Here is a 19,986-nt window from a genome sequence, read left to right on the forward strand (position 1 = left end):
TACCCCCTGTGGCCGCCCCGCTCCGCTCCGGAACCCGCGCCGACTCTAGCGTCGGAGCGGTGGGAGGCAAACGCTCCGGGGCGCCGTCCGGGCCGATCGGTGCCGGAACAGCAGACAGCCCGTGGGCTGCTCCTCGCTGCAGCGAGGCACCGGGGATGTTCCGGTGAGCCCACGGGCCGGGTGACTGCTTGGAATTCGCCTGCCGGAGGCACGGGGCCTCGTCCTGCGCAGGCAGGGGCGGCTCTAGCGAGCAGCCACCTCACGCATCCTGATGGAACTCAATTCAGGATCACCTCCCTTCAGTGTGCAGCCAGCTTAGGCAGCTCCTCGGAACGGGGGCAACGGATTAATTCGCGGCCGCCGCACCGGTTCCGGGGCGGCTCCGGTGCGGCTCCGGGACGGCTCCCGAACCGGGCCGGGAGCGGCGGGGAGCCGGGGCCCCCGGACCTCGGACCCCGGACCCCGGACCCGGGCCCCGGACATGCGAGAGGCCCGGAGGACGAATCCTCCGGGCCTCTGTGCTACTGAGTAGCGGGGACAGGATTTGAACCTGCGACCTCTGGGTTATGAGCCCAGCGAGCTACCGAGCTGCTCCACCCCGCGTCGGTGAACGCAACCCTACGGGGAAGTCGCCCGGATGGGAAATCAATTCGTCACCGGACCCCGGACCCCGGACCGGACACGCGAGAGGCCCGGAGGACGAATCCTCCGGGCCTCTGTGCTACTGAGTAGCGGGGACAGGATTTGAACCTGCGACCTCTGGGTTATGAGCCCAGCGAGCTACCGAGCTGCTCCACCCCGCGTCGGTGAACGCAACCCTACGGGGAAGTCGCCCGAATGGGAAATCAGTTCGTCACCGGACCGCGGCGGGTGCCCGGGCACGGCGAGCGGCGTGCCGCGCCGTCCTGCTCCTGGCCCAGGCGGCGAAGCAGACCAGGGCGGCGAAGCACGGCACCATCAGCACCGCGTACACCAGCAGGAAGCCGTGCGTGCCGAGGTCGGCGGCGGCGTTCCAGGTGCCGTGCAGGACCATCGACAGCAGCAGTCCGGCCGGGGCGGCGATCCTGGCCAGCCGGCGCCGGCCGGTGGTGAGGGTGATGGCCAGGCCGAGCCCGGTCAGCGCGGTGAACAGCGGATGGGCGAAGGGCGAGAGCAGCCCGCGCAGGACGAAGGTCTGCACCGTGCTGTCGAAGTCCCGCAGGCTGGGCGGTTCCCCGAGGCCGATGCTGTCCAGCCGCTGCTGCTGGTCGTCGGTGAAGGCCCGCCCCAGGTAGAGCGCGTTCTCGGTGAAGGCGAAGCCGCAGGCGGTGATCCCGCCGAGGACGACCCCGGCCGCCAGGGTGCGCGGGCGGGCCCGGGCGCGCGGGCGGTCGGGCGTCGGCGGGTAGGGCCGCAGGTAGGGCAGCGGGCGCAGGTAGGGGCGCGGCCGCGGCCGGCCCCGGGCGTGCGGCAGGGCGGGTCCGCGGCCGTGGCCGAGGGGCAGGCCGGGGCCGGGCAGCCGGCGCAGCACGCTCGCGCACGGGCGGCCGGTGCGGTGGCCGTGGCACCGGATCCGGGTGCCCAGCGGCAGCAGCAGGAGGAGCAGGGCGGCGCCCTTGGCACTCTCCTCGATCACCGGGGTGACCAGGTCGGCGCCCAGCACCTCGCCCAGACTGCCCTGGTGGGCCGTGAGGTAGGTGCTGGTCCAGCCGTTGGCGAGGATCGCGACGGTGGTCGCCGCGAAGGCGCCCCAGCCCAGGCAGAACACGATGTGGCGCAGCGGCACCCGGGCGGTCTGGTTGAGCCAGGCGAGGCCGCCGAGCACGAAGGGCAGCGGGACGAGCGCCAGGCCGAGCCCGACCAGCAGCCCGGTGGTCCCGGTCTGGCGGCGGACCAGCTGGAGGATCAGCACGCCGCAGCCGGCCAGCGCCAGGACGGCGGTGGTGGTGACCGAGGAGAGCACGACCGAGCGGGCGGGGCGCGGCCCCGGTCCGGCGGTGGCCGGCGGGGCGGCGGTGGGCCAGGGCGTGAGCCGGTGGCCCCGGCGCGTCCTGGGCCCCGGGATGGCGCGGGTGCCGGCGGTGCGCGTGGGCATCTCTCGGTCGCCGACGGTCCGGGCGGTGGCCCGGTAGCCGCCGGACGGGCTGCTCACCCGGCACAGGGTAGGCCACGGCACCGGCCCGCCGGGAGGACTCGGGACGAATCCACCCCTGCGGACCGGGCGGCCGGGGCCGGCGGTGAGGCCGGGCGGTCAGGCCGAGTGGTCAGCCCGGCGGCGGGTCAGCGGCGGCGGAAGAGCAGGTCGTGCACCACGTGGCCCTTGGCGATGCCGGCCCGCTCGAACTTGGTGACCGGCCGCCAGTCGGGCCGGGGAGCGTAGCCGGGCACGCTGCCGGCCGGGTGGTCGGCGGGCTCCAGCCAGCCGGTGCCGTCACCCTCGGGGTGCAGGTTCTCCAGCTCGGGCGAGGCGGAGAGCACCTCCAGCATCTGCTCGGCGTACGGCTCCCAGTCGGTGGCGCAGTGCACCAGCGCGCCGGGGGCCAGCCGGGGCAGCACCAGCTCCAGGAAGGAGGCCTGGACCAGCCGGCGCTTGTGGTGCTTCGGCTTCGGCCACGGGTCGGCGAAGTAGACCCGCAGGCCGGCCAGCGAGGCGTCGGGCAGCATGTCGCGCAGCAGGATGACGGCGTCGCCGGCGGCCGGGCGGACGTTGCGCGAGCCGTCCCGCTCCAGCAGGCCGAGCAGGTTGCCGTGGCCGGGGGTGTGGACGTCGGCGGCGAGGATGCCCGTCGCCGGGTCGGCGGCGGCCATCGCGGCGGTCGTCTCGCCCATCCCGAAGCCGATCTCCAGGGTGACCGGCAGACCGCCGAAGAGCTCCGCCAGGTCCAGCGGGCTGCCGTCGATCGCGATGCCGTACGTCTCCCAGCCCCGGTCCAGCGCGCCCGCCTGGGCGTTGGTCATCCGGCCCCGGCGCGGCTGGAAGCTGCGGATGCGTCGCTCGCTGTGCTGGGCCTCGGTGGCCCGGTGCGGGTACATCGGCGCGGGGTAGCCGGCCGGCGCGGCGGAGAGCCGGGCGGACGGCGATTGCTGGGGGATCGGGGCGGTGGCAGTCACAATCACCCGATTCTACGGGGCCGCCGGGTGCGGCCCCAGGGGCTGTGACGCACCTGACGCGGGGCCGGGCCGAGTCCGCCCCGCTCCGTCCCGGCCAGGGCGCGCGCCGGTCGGGACGGGCCGGCTCAGCCGCCCGCTGCGAGGGCGGCCAGCGCCCGGCGGGCCACTTCGCGGCCGATCGGCAGCGAGGCGGTGGCGGCCGGGGAGGGGGCGTTCAGGACGTGCACCAGACGGCGGGTGGAGCGCGGGTCGTCCGGGTCGAAGCCGGCGAAGGCGAAGTCGTCCAGCAGCGCGCCGTCCCGGGCCACCGCCTGGGCCCGGACCCCGGCGACGGCCGGCACCAGGTCCTCGGCGGTGACGGCGGGCAGCAGCCGCCGGACGGCCGCGGTGAAGGCCCGCTTGGAGAGCGAGCGGTGCAGCTCGCCGAGCTCGTACCGCCAGTGCCGGCAGGCGATCTGCCAGGTGCCGGGGAAGGCGAGCGTCCCGGCGAGGTCGCGCGGGCGGACGGTGCGCCAGTCGTACCCTTCGCGGGCCAGCGCGGGCACCGCGTTCGGGCCGACGTGCACGTCGCCGTGGATGCCCCGGGTCAGGTGCACGCCGAGGAAGGGGAAGGCCGGGTCGGGGACGGGGTAGACCAGGCCGCGTACCAGGTCCCTTCGCTCGTGGGCGAGTTCGTAGTACTCGCCGCGGAACGGCACGATCCGCACACCGGGGTCGTCGCCGGCCAGCTGGGCGATCCGGTCGCTGTGCAGTCCCGCGCAGTTCACCAGTACCTGGCCGCGCAGCTCGCCGGTGGAGGTCTGCACGGTCACGCCGTCGGCCCGGCGGGCGACCGCCCGCAGCTCGGTGCCGGTGCGCAGCTCCGCGCCCGCCTCGCGGGCCAGCCGGGCGTAGGCGGCGGCCACGGCGGGGAAGTCGCAGATGCCGGTGGTGCCGATGTGCAGCCCGGCGATACCGGTCACCTGCGGCTCGTACGCGGTGATGCCGGCCCGGTCCAGCTCGGCGACCGGGATGCCGTTCTCCCGGCCGCGCTCGGCGAGGGCCCGCAGCCGGGGCAGCTCGGCGGGGTCGGTGGCGACGATCAGCTTGCCCGTCACCTCGTACGGGACGCCGTGGGCGCGGCAGAACTCCACCATCTCGGTGGCCCCGGCGACGGCGTACCGGGCCTTGAGCGAGCCGGGGCGGTAGTAGACGCCGCTGTGGATCACCCCGCTGTTGCGGCCGGTCTGGTGGGCGGCGAAGCCGGGCTCCTTCTCCAGCAGCGCCAGCCGCAACCCGGGCCGGGCCCGGGTCAGCGCGTACGCCGTGGAGAGCCCGACGATCCCGCCGCCCACCACCAGCACGTCGAAGTCGTACGCCACCGCTCGCTCCTCGTTCGGCCCGGCCCCGCCCGCCGATGCTGTCACGGTGGGCGGGGCCGGTCGAGGGCGCCTCAGCGGGCGTCCGGCTCCAGCCACGGCCAGGTCGCGTCCCGGCCCGCTTCGAGCAGCGGGATCAGCCGGAACGCGGCGTCGCCCAGCCCGCCGAAGGTGTGCCGGTTCGCCGCGCCGCTCGGGCCGTGGCCGGGCGCGTAGCCCGCCAGGTTCCAGGTGTAGACGGGGACGTGGGCCGGCACGGCGGCCAGGGCGTCGCCGCCCCAGTGGTCGCGGCCGGTCTGCTCGTCGGTGACGACGACCACCCGGTCGTGGCCCCGGTAGTGGGTGCGGACGGCCTGGGCGGTGTCGGTGCCGCCGAGGTCGGTGAAGCGGTCCAGGACCCGCAGCACGGCCTCGCCCGGGGCGACCCGGACGACCCGGCTGGTGGTGCCGAACTCGACCAGGTCGGCGTCGGCGGCCCGGACCTTGAGGGCCGTGCCGAAGATCGCCGCCGAGTCGGCCCGGTTGAGCTGGGTCTGCGCGCTCGGCCGGTCGAACATCGAGCCCGAGCGGTCGACCAGGATCAGCGTCCGGCCGGGCAGCGCGGGCACGTTGCCGAGCGAGTGGGAGAGCGCGGTCTCCAGCGCGTGCCCCCAGCGCAGCGACGGCGCGTGCCGGTGCGCGGCGAGGTAGCGGAACGGGAACTGGCGGGAGCGGCGCACCTCGTCCGGGTCGGCGATCCGCCGCGCGACCTCGGCCGCGACCTCGTCCGGGACGCCGGCCTGGTCGAAGTTGCGCAGGTTGCGCACCAGCGCCATCGGGCCCATGGACGGGATGACCGCCGACCAGACGGCCGCGTCCAGCGGGCCCCGCAGCCAGCCGGCCAGTGCCTCCCAGGTCAGCCCGGCCGCGGCGAGCCGCTCGGCACCGCCCTCGGCCGTCACCGCCGCCCGCCGCTGCTCGACGGGCAGGGCGAGCAGTTCGCGGTTGGCCGCGAGCAGCCGGTCGGAGGCGGGCGGGACGGCCTCGTCCGGCCGGTGCCGGCGGTCCAGCGCGTAGCGGAACAGCTCGCCCTGCCACGGCTTGGCCGGGTCGGGCGAGGGGTGGGTCAGCTCCAGCACGTCACCGAAGCGGTAGCCCTTGGACGCGGTGTCGTACTTGAGCAGCGAGCGGGCGTGGTACAGCCGGCGGACGGCGTCCGCGACCCCGCGCTTGAGCGGCTTGGGCAGCGCCCGGCCGTAGCGGGACGTCCAGTAGGCGAGCAGTTCGCCGGGCTCGTCCGCGCGCTGCAGGACGGCGTCGACGGCCTGCCGCGAGTGGCCGGGCGCCCCGGCGTCCAGCCGGGCCCGGGTGAACTCGGCGGCGCCGACCAGCGCGGCCGTGCGCAGGTGCGCGTCGGACCGCAGCCAGCGCAGCAGGCCCGTGGTCCACTCCGGGTCGGTGACGGCGAGTCCGCGCACCAGCGCGGTGTAGCGGTCGTCCCGCGCGCCGCCCTTCTCGTAGAAGGTGTCCTGGCCGACCAGGTTCGCCACCGCCAGCAGGAAGAGCTCGGACCTGGCGTCGCGCTGGAACCCGGTGCCGCCGTTGTGGTTCACGGTGCGCTTCCCGGTGCTGCGTACCGGCGAGGCCGGACTCGGCCGGGCCGTACGGGTGTTGAAACGCGACATGGTGGAAGCTGCCCCCTGCTGGCTGGTGGAACGCGAAGGAGGCACGGCGGAGGAAGGGGTGCCCGAGATCGTGCCGGCCCGGCGGCCGGCGTCGGCGGAGGTGTATGCCTTGTGCTCTACCGGATTGAGCTAACGGCCGCGCTCGCGCGCGGCACGCCCGGGACTCGAACCCGGAACCGCAAGATCCGAAGTAACCCCCGCCTGCGCACCGGGCACCCCCCGGCGCTGTGCCTCCCGAGATCGAGGTGGCGGCGGTGTTGTTGTCCGGTTCACCGCGCCCCGCTGGGGGCGCTCCACGAAGTAACCGCTGCCGTCGCACCGGGAGGTGCGGAAAACCTATTGAGGTATGGGTGTCCAGAGATCGATGGCGGCTGAGGTGACGAAGCTGCTCTGCCGACTGAGCTACACCGGCACGAGTGCCGGCGGCGGGACTCGAACCCGCGACCTGCCCATGAAGAGTGGAAGTAACCTCTGCCTGCGCACCTGGACGAGAGAGACGATAGCCAGGCCTCTCCCGCCGGTGCATCCGAATTACCGCCGGGCCCGCTACGCCGGGGCGACGATCACCGCGCGCGCCCGTTCCGTCAGTTCCCTCACCCGGCGCTCCCCCTGGAAGGGTTCGAGGCGGCGCAGCATCTCGACCACGTACTCGCGGCTGCGCTGCGAGGAGATCCGGCCGGCGACCTCGACGGCCCGCTCCCCGGCCGCGACCGCCGCGTCCAGGTCGCCCGCCTCGGCCTCGGCCATCGCCGAGACGACCAGCCGCAGCCCGTGCGAGCGGACGAACCCCTCGGTGGGCCGGGCCAGCGCCTCCCGGGTGAACTGGCGGACCTTGGAGGGCACTCCGAGGTCGCGGAAGCACTCGGCGGCGTCGGCGGCGAGGCGGTCGTAGGCGTAGAAGTCGATCCAGGCCGGATCGGGATCCCCGGCGCGCGCCCGTTCCAGCGCGTTCTCCGCGGCGCCGAGCGCCGTCGCGCACGCGGCGGCGTTGCGGGCCTTGGCCTGGGCCCGGGCCTCGACCAGGTGGAAGAAGCTCATGGTGCGGGCGGTGGCCAGCCCGCGGTTGCGCTCCAGCGCGGCCTGCGCGAGGTCGACCGCCTCCTCGGCGAAGCCCCGGTAGCCGGCCTGCAGGCTCATCGAGGCCAGCACGTAGCCGCCGAGCGGAACGTCGGCGGCGGCGCGGGCGAGCCGAAGCGCCTGGATGTAGTACCGCTGGGCGGCCTCGTGCTGGCCGGTGTCGAAGGCCATCCACCCGGCCAGCCGGGTGAGTTCGGCCGTGGCACCGAACAGTGCCCGGCCCACCGCGTCGCTGTAGGAGGCCAGCAGCAGCGGCGCCGCCTCCACCCGCAGGCACTCCGGCACCATCGACGAACGCCAGTCCCCGCCACCGTACTTGGAGTCCCAGCGGCGGGCCTCCTGGGCGGCCTCGCGGAGCTTGGCGGCGTCCGAGTGGCCGACCCGGTACGAGCCCGCCTCGGCGGGCGTGCGCGGCGCCTCGCGGGCCACCGAGCCGTCCGCCGGGTTGATCAGCCAGCGGGAGACGGGCGTCGCGTACGCGGCGACCGAGAAGGTGCCGGCCAGGCTGTCGCTCCAGCGGCCGCCGCCGGGGCCGCGCCGCAGGTCGAGGTCGACCCGCCAGAGGTCGGTGGCCGAGCGGACCGCCTCGGACACCTCGCGCGGGAAGGCCAGGCCGAGTTCGGGCGCCGGGTCGGTGTCGCCGAGGCCGATCTCCTCCAGCGGCACCGGCCGGCCGAGCTTGCCGCCGATCGCGGTGGCGATCAGGTGCGGGACCGGGCCCTGCGGGACCATGCCCTTGCTGACCCACCGGGCCACCGAGGTCTTGTCGTAGCGCAGCGTCAAACCCCGTTGCGCGCCCAGGTCGTTGACCCTCCGGGCCAGGCCGGCGTTGCTGATCTGGGCGAGGGTCAGGAGCGTGCCGAGCCGTTCGTTCGGTCCTCGTGGGCTGATGGTCATGGTGGCGGCGGCACCTCCTGCGGCCTTGTGCGCGGGGCCCGGGCGGCACCGGGCCGTAGCTGCTGTACCTAGAGTAGTCGGACGCGTTCCGAGGGTTAAGAGGCCGCATTCCGGATGGCGGGATCGCGCACCCGCCGATCGGCGGCGGGCGCTCCGGCGGGCCCGGGCGGACCGCGCGGACATGGCCGGGGGCGATCGGGCCGGCCGCGCGCCGGAGCGTTGTGCTCCGGTCCCGTGTCGATGTGCGCCCGGCCGTGCCCCCTGGCCCGACCGGCTGGTCGGCGATTCGCTGGTGGTCGTGGGTCGGCCCGCCGTCGAGGACCCGGCGGGCCGGGGGATGCCGCCGTCTCAATCCCCGCGGACGGCGGCGAAGTCCGGGAGGGCATGCGGATGCCCTCCCGGGCCGGACGACGCCTTTCGGCCATCTCGCGATGGCCATGACAAAGGCGGCGAAAGGGCGGTCCGGGCCGGGGAGGGGAAGGCCCGGCCCGCCCGGCCGAGACGCGGCCCGCGCGGCCGCTCCGGCCGGACCGTCCGGTGTGCCCGCCGCACCCCCGGGGGCCCCGCCCGGCGAATCGGAAACGACAACTCCGGTCACGGGACGGACGAGCGGTGGCACGATGTCTCCTGACGGCGCGCCCGATCGCGGCGGCCGGTCGCCGCGGCGCGCCACGGCCCGGCCGGGCCGCCCGCCGGCGGACGCGCCGCACGGTGCTGGTCCTCGTCCGGTGGAGGCGCGATGCGGTGGCTGACGGGCTGGAGCACGGGTGCGCCCCGAGCGGGTGCCCCGGCGCACGAGCCGCCCGGAGCGGTGGCACCGATCGCCGCGCGCCCCCTGTGGACCGGCCCCAACCCCCTCTGGGCGGTCGGCGACTGGCGCCCCGAGGAGATCCGGCTGGTCACCCTGCGCCCCGGCGCCCCCGCCGTCGTCACCACCGGTGCCGGCGCGCCCGACCCGGTCGAGGACACCCCCGCGACCACCCGGCTCGCCGTCATCGGCCACTGCGGCGCCACCGACGCCGAACTCGCCGCCGGCCTCGCCGCCGCCCGCGGCGGCGCCGTCCGCCACCTCACCACCTGGCCCGGCAGCTACACCGTCGTCCTGCGCACCGGCACCCGGTCCACCGCGCTGCTCACCGACCTGGCCGGCGCCCGGCCCGTCTTCCACACCCCCTGGGCCGACGGCACCGCGTACGCCACCGCCGCCCTCCCGCTCGCCGATCTGATCGGCGCCCCGCTGGACACCGGCCACCTCGCCGCCCGGCTCGCCTGCCCGGAGTCCCCGGAGGCGCTCGGCACCGGCACCCCGTACCTCGGCGTGCAGCGGGTACCGCCCGGGCACACCCTGGCCATCCGCGGCGGCCGCCCCTACCTCGCGGCGTACGACGAGCCCGGCGGCGGGCCGCGGCCGCGCGGCGAGGCACCGGCCGTCCGCGAACTCACCCGCGCCCTGCTGGAGTCCGTCCGGTCCCGGGTCCGCACCCCCGCCGCCGGCGCCGCCGGCCCCGGCCGGGCCCGGCTGGGGGTCGACCTCTCGTACGGGACGGCCTCGGCCACCGTCGCCCTGCTCGCCGCCGCCGTCCCGCCCGCACCCGTCGCCGGACCCGCCCCCGCACCCGTGCCCGCCGTCGCCGGACCGGCCGCGGTACCCGGAGCGCGGGCCAGGAACGGCGCGGTCAAGGGCTCCTGGGCCCGGGCGTCCGCCCCGGGCCGGTCCGCTCCCGAGCCACTGGCCGCCGTCACCCTGGGCGAGAGCGAGGGCCCGGCCACCCTGGCGATCGCCCCCCACACGCCCCGGCTGCGGCACACGGTGCTCGCCCCCGGGCCGGACACCCTCCCGTACGCCGACCTGGTGGCCGACCCGCAGACCGGACGCCTCACCGACGAGCCCGGTCCGGAGCTGATCGCCGCCGCCCGCGCCGCGGCCCGCTTCGACGCCGGCGGCACCGACCACCTCACCGGGTACGGGGCCCGCCAGGTCCTGGACGGCCACCCGGCCCGGCTGGCCGACCTCGTCCGGGCCGGCCGCCCGCGCGAGCTGCTGCCCCCGGTCGCCGCCCTGGCCGGCGCCGACCGGGTGACGGCGGGCGTCCTGGCGGGCGCGCTGCGCACCCCGCTCACCGTGGTGCGCGCGGCCCACCGGCTCTCCCGGATCCGCTACGCCGACGCGCTCGACGACGCCGCCGTCCGGCTGACGCTGCGGCACGTCCCGGACGGCGGCGGTACGGCGGGCGCCCGCTCGGCCGACGACCTGCTCTGGTGCGTCCCCGGACCGGCGGCCCGCTGGCTCTCCGACGAGGCGCTCTCCGCGGTCGCGCTGCGGCTGCGGCTGGCAGCGCGCGGACCGGCGCCCGCCGAGCCACCGGGCGTGCGCCGGGCCCGGTACGCCCTGCACCGGCACGCGCGCGGGTTCCGCACGCTGGTGCACGCCGCCGAGCAGCCCGGCCAGCGGCTGCACGCGCCGTTCCTGGACAACCAGGTGGTCCGGGCGAGCCGGCTGCTGCCCGACGACATCCGGCTCCAGCCCGGCGCCCGGCACGCCCTGCTGCACGCCGTCCTCACCGGGGCCGGCCGGACGGACCTGCCGCTCGACTGGGGCCGCGGCCCCCGCCCCGACCGCACCGCCCCCGCCCGGGCGGGCCTGCGGCTCGCCGCCGACGGCATCGCCGAGCTCTTCGACGCCCCGCTGCTCGCCGAGGCCGGGCTGATCGACCTCCCCGCCGTCCGGGCCGGGCTGGCCCGCTGCGCCGACCCCGACGCGCCGCTCGCACCCGGCACCCTGGCCGGGCTCGCCGAGCTGGTCTCCACCGAACTCTGGCTCCGCCGGGTCCGCGCCCGGCGGCACGGCGCCTGCTGGACCGGCCTGCCCCTCGCCCGGCGCACCGCCCTCCCCGCCGCCCGCTTCGCCTGACCCCGACGCGTGCGACCGCGGTGGCCCGACCCCGGTGGCCGGGCCGGGGCGGCCGGGCGGCGGCGCCCGGTTCGGCGCGGCTCGCGGGCGCCGTCCCCCGGGCGGGTGATCATGACGCCATCCCGTCCCGTCCCCGTGGAGGCCGTGGTGACCAGCGCCAGCCCGGATCCGTCCGTCCCCGTCCTGCTCTCGGTGCTCGGCCGGCCGCCGACGGGCCGTCCGCCGGGGGTGCTGGCCGCGTGCGACGGCTCGGACGGTTCGCTCTGGGCGCTGGACCGGGCGATGACCGAGGCCGAGCGGTTCGAACTGCCGCTGTACGTGCTCGCGGTGGTCAACCCGGCCCCGACCGGGTACCCGCCGGGGATGGCCGAACTGGTCCAGGAGAGCGTCGAGACGCTGGTCGAGAGCATGGCGGACGGCCTGCGCCGTGCGGTGGCGGCGGTGCAGCGGGCCCGGCTCCGCCCGTACGCGGGGGAGCTGTCGCTGCACGTGGTGCTCGGCAACGTGATCGAGGTGCTGCTGGCGGCCTCGGCCCGGCAGCACACGCTGGTGCTCGGCACCCGGGGCAACGGCGGCTTCGGCCGGCTGCTGCTGGGCTCGGTCGGCTCGGCCGCCGTCCACCACGCGGCCTGTCCGGTCCTGATCGTCCCCGCGCCCCCGGACCGCTGAGCCGGCCGCCGGGCCGACCGCTGAGCCGACCCCCGGCCGGCCGCTGAGCCGACCCCCGGCCGGCCGCCGGGCCACGGAGGCCGGCCGGGGGCGCCCGGGCACGGTCCCGCGCCGGTCTGGCACGCTCCGCGCCGGAGTGCGCGGCCCGCCGGGAGGTGGGAGGGGAGCGCTCGCGCGCCGGGAATGTCCCGAGATGGTTCATCGTTCACCTATCCCGGAACCCCGCCCTCCCCACCCCTGGAGAACCGCCGCCATGAAGGTCGAGATCTACTCCGACATCGCCTGCCCCTGGTGCTACATCGGCAAGCGCCGCTTCGAGCAGGCGCTGGACGGCTTCGCGGGCAAGGAGGACGTCGAGGTGGTCTACCGGCCGTACCAGCTGGTGCCGGACGCCCCGGCCACCGCGAGCCCGCACCGCGCGTGGCTGGCCGAGCGCTACGGCCCGCAGTCCGTCGCGATGGACGCCCGGGTGGCCGAGCTGGGCCGCGCCGAGGGCATCAGCTACGACTTCGACGCCGCGCTGCACGCCAACACCTTCCTCGGCCACCGGCTGCTCCACCTCGCCGGGACCGAGTACGGCGCGGCGGCGCAGGGCCGGCTGAAGGAGGCACTGCTCAAGGCCCACTTCAGCGACGGGGTGGACGTCGGCGACCGCGCCGCGCTGACCCGGCTGGCGGTGTCCGCGGGCCTGGACGGCGACCGGGTGGCGGCCTACCTCGCGGGCGACGAGGGCGCCGCCGAGGTGAGCGCCCAGCTCGCCGAGGCCCGCGAGCTGGGCATCACCGCCGTGCCGACCTTCGTCTTCGAGGGCAAGTGGGCCGTCCAGGGCGGCCAGGACGCCGAGACCTTCCGCAAGGTGCTGGAGCAGGTCGCCGAGGAGATCGGCGAGCGCCGGCCCGCGCCGGTGCCGGTCGTCGCGGCCGGCGAGGCCTGCGCGGACGGCTCCTGCGCCGTCTGACCGGCCCTACCGGGACCGCCGGCACCCTCCCGGGGCCCGCTTCAGGCACACCTGAAGCGGGCCTCGGCCCAGTCGGACACGTTCAGTGCCGACCAGACGCCGTGCGCCGGTGTGACCACCAGCCGGATCGACGTCTGCCCGGCCAGCGGCACGTGCACCGGCACCGCGTCGTCCCCGGTGGCCAGCGGCGGCGAGCGCCACAGGGTACGGCCGTCGCCGCCCTGCACCGAGAAGACCACGCCGCCGATCGAGGCGGCGATGTCGTCCACCCCGGCCACCGCGTCGAAGGCCGTGCAGCCGCGGTTGAGGTCGATCACCGTGGTCGCGGGTGCGTGCACGGTGATGCCGTGGGCCCGGGGGGTGCCGCCGATCGAGACGCTGTCGCGCTGCCAGAACCAGTCGCTGCCGCGCTGCCGGATGCTCGGGGCCGACGCCGGCACCCGGTTGTTGCCGGGCTTCAGCACGGGCAGGTGGTCGGCCCAGAAGTCGGTCGGAGCCGGCGGTGTGACGGTCGGGGTCGGCAGCGGCGGGGGAGTCGGGGTGGGCAGGACCGGCACCTCGGGGGTGGGTACCGGGGGCGGCGTCGGGGTCGGCACCACGGGTACCGGCGGCAGCGGCGGAGGGGTCGGCCGGGTCGGCCGCGGCGAGGGCGGGGCCGGTGCGGGGGAGGACGCGGCCGGGCTGCTCGGCGCGGGCGGCGGCACGGCCTTCGGCGCCGGGCGCGGTGCGACGGAGGGCGCCGGCGTCGGTGACGGGGTGGCGGAGGGGCTCGGCGCGGGTTCCACCACCGGGACCGGATCGGGGGTGCGCGGCGCCGCGCTCGGTACCGGTGCCACCGGCGGCGGCGCCGGTAGGGCCGGGGAGGAGGCCGGCGGCGCGGCCAGCGGGGGCTTCGGCTCGGGCGAGCCGGTCAGCGCGTAGGCGGCGACGGCGGCCGCCGCCACGGCGACCGCGGCCGCGATGCCCGCCTTGGCCGCCATGCCCAGGCCCTCGCCCGCCGCCGCGGCGGCGCCACCGCTTCCGCCGGCCGCGCCACCCGCGGACCCGGCCGCGGCGCCTGCCGTCGCCCCGGAGGTCCCGCCGGCCGCGCCGCCCGCGGCGGCCGCCGCCGTTCCCGCGGCCGCGCCGCCGACCGCCGCCGCACCGCCCACGGCGGCAGCGGCGGCGCTGAAGCCGCCCACCCCCACCCAGACCAGGACGCCGCCGGGCAGCAGCGCCCGCAGGCTGTGGTTGATCTCGGACAGCTCCAGGCAGGCGGCCGTGCACCGGTCGCACTCCCGCAGGTGCCGGCCGACCTCCGCGGACGCCCGCTTGCGCAGCGAGCCGCGCGCGTAGGCGCCGAGCCGGTTGGCGTACGCCTCGCAGGCCCTGGCCTGGCTGCCCGAGACATGGGCCTGGAGGAAGGCCGCGGCCAGCCGGTCGCGGGCCCGGTGCGCCTGGACGGCGGTGGCGTTGGCGGTCTTGCCGAGCATCACCGCGACGGTCTTGGGGGACTCCCGTTCGACCTCGGTGTGCCAGAGCACCATCCGGTCGTCCTCGGGCAGTTCGGCGTAGGCCTGCATCACCATGCGCTGGTCGGCCAGCGCCATCGCCCAGGCGTCGGCCCCCGGGTCGGCCAGGTCCAGGTCGACGGTGGCGGCCGAGGTCTGCGCGAACGTGCTGAAGTCGTCGACGAGTTGCTCGCGCCGCTCACTGCGGGTCCAGGCCGCGGCGACGTTGCGGACGGCGGTCAGCAGATAGGCGCGGACGGCGAACTCCGGCCCCTTGCCCGCCCGCAGCGCCTGCAGCGTGCGGGCGAACACCTCGCCTGCCAGGTCCTCGGCGGTGAAGCTGTCCCGGCAGCAGGTCCGCGCGTAGCGGCGCACCGAGTCGGCGTGCCGGCGGTAGATCTCCTCGTACGCGGCGTCGTCGCCGGCCCGCACCCGGGCGGTCAACTCGGCGTCGGAGGCCGGGCGCTCGCCGTCCACCGGGTCGGCGGGGGCCGGTACGGTTGGCCGGGCGCGGGAGCCGTCGTCGACGAAGGCCTCCGGGGCCACGCCGCCGCGGCCGGCCGGCGCCTGGCCGGGGACGCGGGTCTGCGGGTACGCGTCGGAGGCGGAGAGGGTCTCGCGGCTGGGCATCCCGGCCTGGTCAGGCACCTGCCCCGACGCGCTCGGCACCGCGCCGGGCGCCTGCCCCGGCCCGTGCCCCGCCCTGCCGGGGCCCCCGTCCGCGCCACCCGTCCCGCCGTTCGGTCCGCCCGGGCCGGAGCGGCCGAAGTCGAGGCCGTAGCCGTAGTCGTTCTGTTCCTCGGCGCTCACAACGGACCCCAGATTCCACGACAGCCCCCGTAGTGCGGCAGAGCGCACGGGAGTGCGTGAGCGCACGGTTCCCCGCTGTACGGCGCCGAGGGCGCGCGAACGGCGCGCATCGGGACATTGGCTCCAACCACGGGCAAAGGATGGCATAGCGCAGAGTTGGGCGGTAGCCGGACCGCCGCGACCCACTCTTCCGAGGGGCCGTCGAGGATGTGTTCGCCCCGTCCGGTGCACCGGCGCGGCGGCGGCCGCACCCGGCGCGCGGCTGAGCCGCTCACGCCGGGTTGATCCTCAACTCCCTTGCCCTCCTGGGCCCGCGGCCACCAGATTGGTGGGATCAGCGCGCCCGGAGGCCGTCCAGCAGGATCCGCAGCAGCCGGTCGGCCGGTCCTTCGACGGGTTGACCGTCCGTCTGCTGGCCGCCCGCCGCCGGGAACGCGCCGCCGAACGCGGCCGACACGGGCGCCGTGTACGGGTCCGCCCCCGGCACGCCGCGCGAGGCGTGCACCGGAACCGAAGCGGTCAGCACCAGCACCACGTCCGCGACCGTCACCCCCGGCCGCAGCTCCCCGGCCGCGCCCGCGCGCGCCACCAGGGCGGCGAGCAGTTGCAGCAACTGCCGCGGGTCCGCGTCGGCCGCGGGCTCTCCGCCGCCCTCCGGCAGCCCGCCGGGCCTCGGCTCGAACCGGTTGCCGAGCAGGGCACCCGCGCCGGCCGGATCCCCCGAGCGCTGCTCGGGCACCCTGCCCAGCTCCTCCGCGTACCGGAAGGCCTCCGGCGGCAGCAGCCGCCCGGCCCCCGTACTCACCGCCCGCGCCAGGTAGCCGGCCAGCGACTCCCAGGCACCACCGCCGCCGTACAGCGACTCCCGCGCCTGGGCGGTCAGCCACGCCACCTCCTCGGCGGCGATCCGCTGGACCAGCACCTCCTTGCTCGGGAAGCGCCGGTACACCGTGCCCACCCCGACCCCGGCCCGGCGCGCGACCTCCTCCATCGGCGCGCCGTAGCCGAACTCGCCGAACACCTCGCGGGCCGCGCGCAGCACGCTCTCCAGGTTCCGCCGGGCGTCCACCCGCAGCCGGGCACCGGACACCGGTCCGCCACCGCCCTGCGGCGGTTCGGCCGGGTAGTGGACCGCCGCGTACGCCACCGCGGCCTGCGGTGGCAGGTCCGCGGGGCTGCGTTGCTCCGGCACCACGCCCTGGCCGACGCGCGGTACCGCCGCCCGGCCCAACAGTCGCTCCTGCTCCATCATCCCAACTCTCCCCCGCAGGTGCCCGATCCCGGACCCTGCCGTCGCCCGCCCCTGCACCCCCCGGTGCAGCTCCGCCTGTCAGAAATGACCCGATGACCCATCGCTCGTAGTCGGTTGTGACGCAAGCCGCGTCCGGGTGACGCCAGACCGCACGCGCACGACGACCGCGCACGCAAGGCCATGCGGACTCCGCCACGACCGGTGCCACCGGGCCGGGACCGCACATCCGGCCTGGCGCGTCGGCACCCCACGGGGCCTCGTCCGGGAACTACCCTTCCCCGGAACACCGTCCCGCAGTCGGGTTTACGCGCCAACACTGGAACTGGCCGTAATGGCCGCTCCACGGTGCGTCGCCGCCAGTTGTCATGGCGATGGCCGCCCCGATGCACAATCCGACCATAGTTCACGGCCGTTCGAAGCCGAAAGTGCGTCAGAAACTCACCCAGGCAGCACATCTGGCACCACGGGGCAACTCCCGCCCCAACCGACCCGGCACGGACGGTGGACAAGAGGCCCTCCGACGGTCCTTCATTGAGGGCGTGGTGGGGGGCACCCCCGGCCGAGGGCCGGGGACAGGTCGCATCGGCAGGAGGTTCGCCATCAGAATTCTGATCGTCGGCGGCGGCTGCGCCGGGATGTCCACCGCGCTGCACCTCCAGCGCGGCCTGCGCGAACGGCTGCGCCGGGGCGAGGCGGAGATCACCGTGGTCGAACCGCAGTCCTACTTGACGTACCACCCCTTGCTCGCCGAGGTCGCGGCCGGCTCGATCGACCCCCGCCACGTGGTCGTCCCGCTGCGCCGGGCCCTGCCGGACTGCCGGGTGCTCACCGCCCGGATCACCCGGATCGAGCACGGCACCCGCCGCGCCTGGGCCGACGCCGCCGCCCGCGGGGAACCGCCCGCCCCGGTCGAGCTCGACTACGACGTCCTGGTGGTGGCCCCCGGCTCGGTCTCCCGGACGGCGCCGGTGCCCGGGCTGGCCGAGCACGGGCTGGGGTTCTCCACCGTCGGCGAGGCGGTGAGCCTGCGCAACCACGTCCTGGAACAGCTCGACCTGGCCTCCGCGACCCGTGACCCGGCCCTGCGCCAGGCCGCGCTCACCTTCGTCTTCGTCGGCGCGGGCTACGCCGGCGTCGGCGCGCTCGCCGAACTGGAGGACATGGCGCGCACCGCCGTCCGCGGCTACCACAACATCAGCCCCGGGGACCTGCGCTGGGTCCTGGTCGAGGCCACCGACCGGATCCTCGCCGAGGAGTCGCCCGAGCTGGCCGCGCACACCCTGGCCGAACTGCGCGAGCGCAGCGTCGACGTCCGCCTGGGCACCAGGCTGGAGTCGGCCGCCGACCGGGTGATGGCGCTCTCCGACGGCAGCCGGTTCGCCGCCCGGACCCTGGTCTGGACGGCCGGGGTGCGCCCGTCCCCGCTGCTGCGCGACACCGACCTGCCGCTGGACACCGCCGGCCGGATCCGCTGTCTGGCCACCCTCCAGGCGGTCGGCCCGGACGGGCGGGCACTGCCCGGGGTCTGGGCCGCCGGGGACTGCGCCGCCGTTCCCGACCCGCACGCGGACGGGGCGCCCTGCGCGCCCAACGCCCAGCACGCCTTCGCCCAGGCCGAGCTGCTCGCCGCCAACGTGCTCGTCGCCCTGGAGGGCGGCCCGCGCGCCGAGGGCATCGTCGAGTACCGGCCGGACCGCGCGGCCTGCTCGACCTCGCTGGGCCTGGGCCGCGCGGTCGCCCACACCAGCGGGGGCGGCCGGCTCACCGGCCGTCGCGCCTGGTGGCTGCACCGGGCCCGGCACCTGCGTCGGCTGCCGAGCGCGGACCGGCGGGTGCGGGTGCTGATGGACTGGGTGCTCGGCGGGCTGTTCTCCCGGGAGGTGGTCTCGCTCGGGACGGTGGAGCACCCGCGTTCGGAGTTCGAGGCCGGCTTCGGCAAGGGCGGCGCCGACGACCGGCCGACCTGAGGGCGGCGCCGGCGGCCGGCTGTGACCGACAAGACGGCCGCGCCCAGCGCGCGCGACTTCCGGAATCGGGCCTCCGCCTGACAGGATCGGCCCGACCGAGTCATTACCCGGTGTGGCAGTCCGCACACAAAAAGTGATGATATGCCTGGTAAACGAGGAAGCGGCCGTCGTTTGAACCTCATGCGCTGGAGCGCCCGGCTCACCGGAGCCCCGTGGCGGACCGCCCCGCCCGCTGGGCGCGGCACCGACCAGGGCACGCCGTCCGGCGACGGCGTGGTCGTCCCCAGCCCCCGCGACCCCACCAGCCTCGTCAGCCCCACCGAGGTACTCGACCCGCAGCGGCCCCAAGACCTGCGCGAGGTGCTGAACCGCATCCCCGCCCCGGTCGCCGTCACCTACGGCCCGCTGCACCAGCTCGGCTACGCCAACCGCGCCTACCGCGAACTCTTCGGCGACCGGCCCACCGGCCTGCCCGCCTGCGAGGCACTGCCCGAGCTCGGCACCATGGGCGTCCTGCCGCTGATGGACCAGGTCATCCGCGGCGGCAGCCCGCGCAGCGTCAAGGCCCGTTGCATCCTCGGGCTCACCGGCAACCGCTACTACAACGTCTCCTGCGTCCCGCTCAGCCGGCACGAGAGCCGGGCCGAGAGCCGGGTGGACGGCCGGCGCGAGAACAGGGCCGAGGGCCGGACCGAGATGGTGGAGGGCGAGGAGCCGAGGGACGCGCTGCCCGCCGGCGTCCTCATCTTCGCCGCCGAGGTCACCGACCAGGTGCTCGCCGCCACCCGGCTGCGCGAGGCCGAACGCCGCCAGCGCGAGGCCGCCGTCACCCTCCAGCGGAGCCTGCTCCCCCAGAAGCTCGACCAGCCAGCCGACCTCCGGGTCGCCGCCACCTACCAGCCCGGTGGCGCGGAGGCCGCGGTCGGCGGTGACTGGTACGACGTCATCGCCATCGACGGCGGCCGCACCGCGCTGGTCATCGGCGACGTGATGGGGCGCGGCCTGCGCGCCGCCGCCGTGATGGGCCAGCTCCGCACCGCCGTCCGGGCCTACGCCCGGCTCGACCTGCCGCCGCACGAGGTGATGCGCCTGCTCGACGGCCTCGCGATGGAGATCGACGCCAACCAGATCGCCACCTGCACCTACGCGGTCTGGGACCCGGAGCGCCACGCCCTCACCTACGCCTCCGCGGGACACCTGCCGATGCTGCTCCGCTGCCCCGACGGCACCATCCTGCGCAGCGAGGAGCAGAACGGCCCGCCCCTGGGCACCGGCGGCGGCGTCCACCTCTCCCACACCCTGCGGCTGCTCCCCGGCACCACCGGCGTCCTCTATACGGACGGTCTGGTGGAGCGCCGGGACGAGGACATCGACCAGGGCCTCGACCTGCTCGCCCGGACGCTCGCCGGGGCCGCCGGCGCTCCCGAGGTGATCTGCGCCCGGCTGCTCCGGGCCATGGGCGTCAGTTCGGACCACGACGACGACGTCGCCATCCTGGCCTTCCAGCTGCCGGCCGAGGAGAGCCTGCCCGCCCTCCCGGAGCTGGGAGCGGCACTTGACTCGACCCCCTGACAGGTCTAGTGTTCTTCGAGCTGCCTGGCTGGGAGCACCGGACACGTATCAACGCGGACGGTCCCGAGGCGGCCAATCCCTGGAAACACCATTTCGGCTCGGTCTGGGCTGTGCGCTGTCATATTGACGGTGTAGCTCATGCCTTATTCGTCATGCCTGTTTATATGGATTGCGGTCGGATTCGCCTTTCGGGGCGGGGATCGGCTAGAGTTTGAAACGTCGGACAGGGCGTCAAGCCCGAGAAGACACCAGCGAGTTGGATGAACGAAGC

11 protein-coding genes, 3 tRNA genes and 1 pseudogene are annotated in these 19,986 nt (G+C 76.3%); 5 read left to right on the forward strand and 10 right to left on the reverse strand.

Features of this window, described 5'->3' with window-relative positions:
* Positions 1-529: 529 nt before the first annotated feature.
* The 8 genes from ABZ497_RS16600 to ABZ497_RS16635 all read right to left on the reverse strand — a co-directional run bounded on the left by ABZ497_RS16600 (position 530) and on the right by ABZ497_RS16635 (position 8,086).
* Positions 530-603, reverse strand: a tRNA-Met gene (locus tag ABZ497_RS16600).
* Positions 604-729: 126 nt separating this feature from the next.
* Positions 730-803, reverse strand: a tRNA-Met gene (locus ABZ497_RS16605).
* Between the two features lie 50 nt (positions 804-853).
* Complete coding sequence (locus ABZ497_RS16610; RefSeq protein ID WP_359805752.1) at positions 854-2,131, reverse strand: PrsW family intramembrane metalloprotease; 1,278 nt, start codon at positions 2,129-2,131, stop codon at positions 854-856.
* A gap of 128 nt (positions 2,132-2,259) precedes the next feature.
* The gene (gene trmB, locus ABZ497_RS16615; protein ID WP_329489069.1) at positions 2,260-3,090 is read right to left on the reverse strand and encodes a tRNA (guanosine(46)-N7)-methyltransferase TrmB; all 831 of its coding nucleotides are present in this window, start codon (positions 3,088-3,090) and stop codon (positions 2,260-2,262) included.
* Between the two features lie 125 nt (positions 3,091-3,215).
* Positions 3,216-4,451, reverse strand: a complete 1,236-nt coding sequence (gene lhgO, locus ABZ497_RS16620; protein ID WP_359805754.1) for an L-2-hydroxyglutarate oxidase — start codon at positions 4,449-4,451, stop codon at positions 3,216-3,218.
* A gap of 71 nt (positions 4,452-4,522) precedes the next feature.
* On the reverse strand, positions 4,523-6,112 hold the full coding sequence (locus ABZ497_RS16625; protein ID WP_359805756.1) for a TROVE domain-containing protein: 1,590 nt from the start codon (positions 6,110-6,112) through the stop codon (positions 4,523-4,525).
* A gap of 417 nt (positions 6,113-6,529) precedes the next feature.
* Positions 6,530-6,591 (reverse strand) — tRNA-Ser (locus tag ABZ497_RS16630).
* 67 nt (positions 6,592-6,658) lie between these two features.
* The gene (locus tag ABZ497_RS16635) at positions 6,659-8,086 is read right to left on the reverse strand and encodes an MFS transporter (RefSeq protein ID WP_329489072.1); all 1,428 of its coding nucleotides are present in this window, start codon (positions 8,084-8,086) and stop codon (positions 6,659-6,661) included.
* A 739-nt stretch (positions 8,087-8,825) separates the two neighbouring features.
* Here ABZ497_RS16635 and ABZ497_RS16640 point away from each other — a divergent pair.
* From ABZ497_RS16640 to ABZ497_RS16650, 3 genes are all read left to right on the forward strand, one after another.
* A complete protein-coding gene (locus ABZ497_RS16640) occupies positions 8,826-10,997 on the forward strand; it encodes an asparagine synthase-related protein (protein WP_359805759.1) in 2,172 nt (723 codons plus the stop codon).
* 147 nt (positions 10,998-11,144) lie between these two features.
* Positions 11,145-11,666, forward strand: coding sequence for a universal stress protein (locus tag ABZ497_RS16645; protein WP_329489074.1), 522 nt, complete (start codon positions 11,145-11,147; stop codon positions 11,664-11,666).
* Between the two features lie 253 nt (positions 11,667-11,919).
* Complete coding sequence (locus tag ABZ497_RS16650; protein ID WP_329489075.1) at positions 11,920-12,624, forward strand: DsbA family oxidoreductase; 705 nt, start codon at positions 11,920-11,922, stop codon at positions 12,622-12,624.
* 41 nt (positions 12,625-12,665) lie between these two features.
* On the opposite strand, the gene ABZ497_RS16655 is transcribed toward ABZ497_RS16650, so the two are convergent.
* Positions 12,666-14,924 (reverse strand): sigma-70 family RNA polymerase sigma factor, encoded by a 2,259-nt coding sequence (locus ABZ497_RS16655; RefSeq protein ID WP_359805763.1) that lies wholly within the window; start codon positions 14,922-14,924, stop codon positions 12,666-12,668.
* Between the two features lie 334 nt (positions 14,925-15,258).
* Complete coding sequence (locus tag ABZ497_RS16660; RefSeq protein ID WP_359805765.1) at positions 15,259-16,176, reverse strand: helix-turn-helix domain-containing protein; 918 nt, start codon at positions 16,174-16,176, stop codon at positions 15,259-15,261.
* Positions 16,177-16,775: 599 nt separating this feature from the next.
* Here ABZ497_RS16660 and ABZ497_RS16665 point away from each other — a divergent pair.
* Entirely contained in the window at positions 16,776-18,143 is a 1,368-nt protein-coding gene (locus ABZ497_RS16665; RefSeq protein ID WP_329492195.1) for an FAD-dependent oxidoreductase, read from the forward strand.
* A gap of 171 nt (positions 18,144-18,314) precedes the next feature.
* A pseudogene (locus tag ABZ497_RS16670) lies at positions 18,315-19,658 on the forward strand (PP2C family protein-serine/threonine phosphatase); the annotation flags it as partial.
* Positions 19,659-19,986: the final 328 nt, after the last annotated feature.

The organism is Kitasatospora sp. NPDC005751, assembly GCF_040630835.1.
In the GTDB taxonomy this organism is placed as follows: domain Bacteria; phylum Actinomycetota; class Actinomycetes; order Streptomycetales; family Streptomycetaceae; genus Kitasatospora.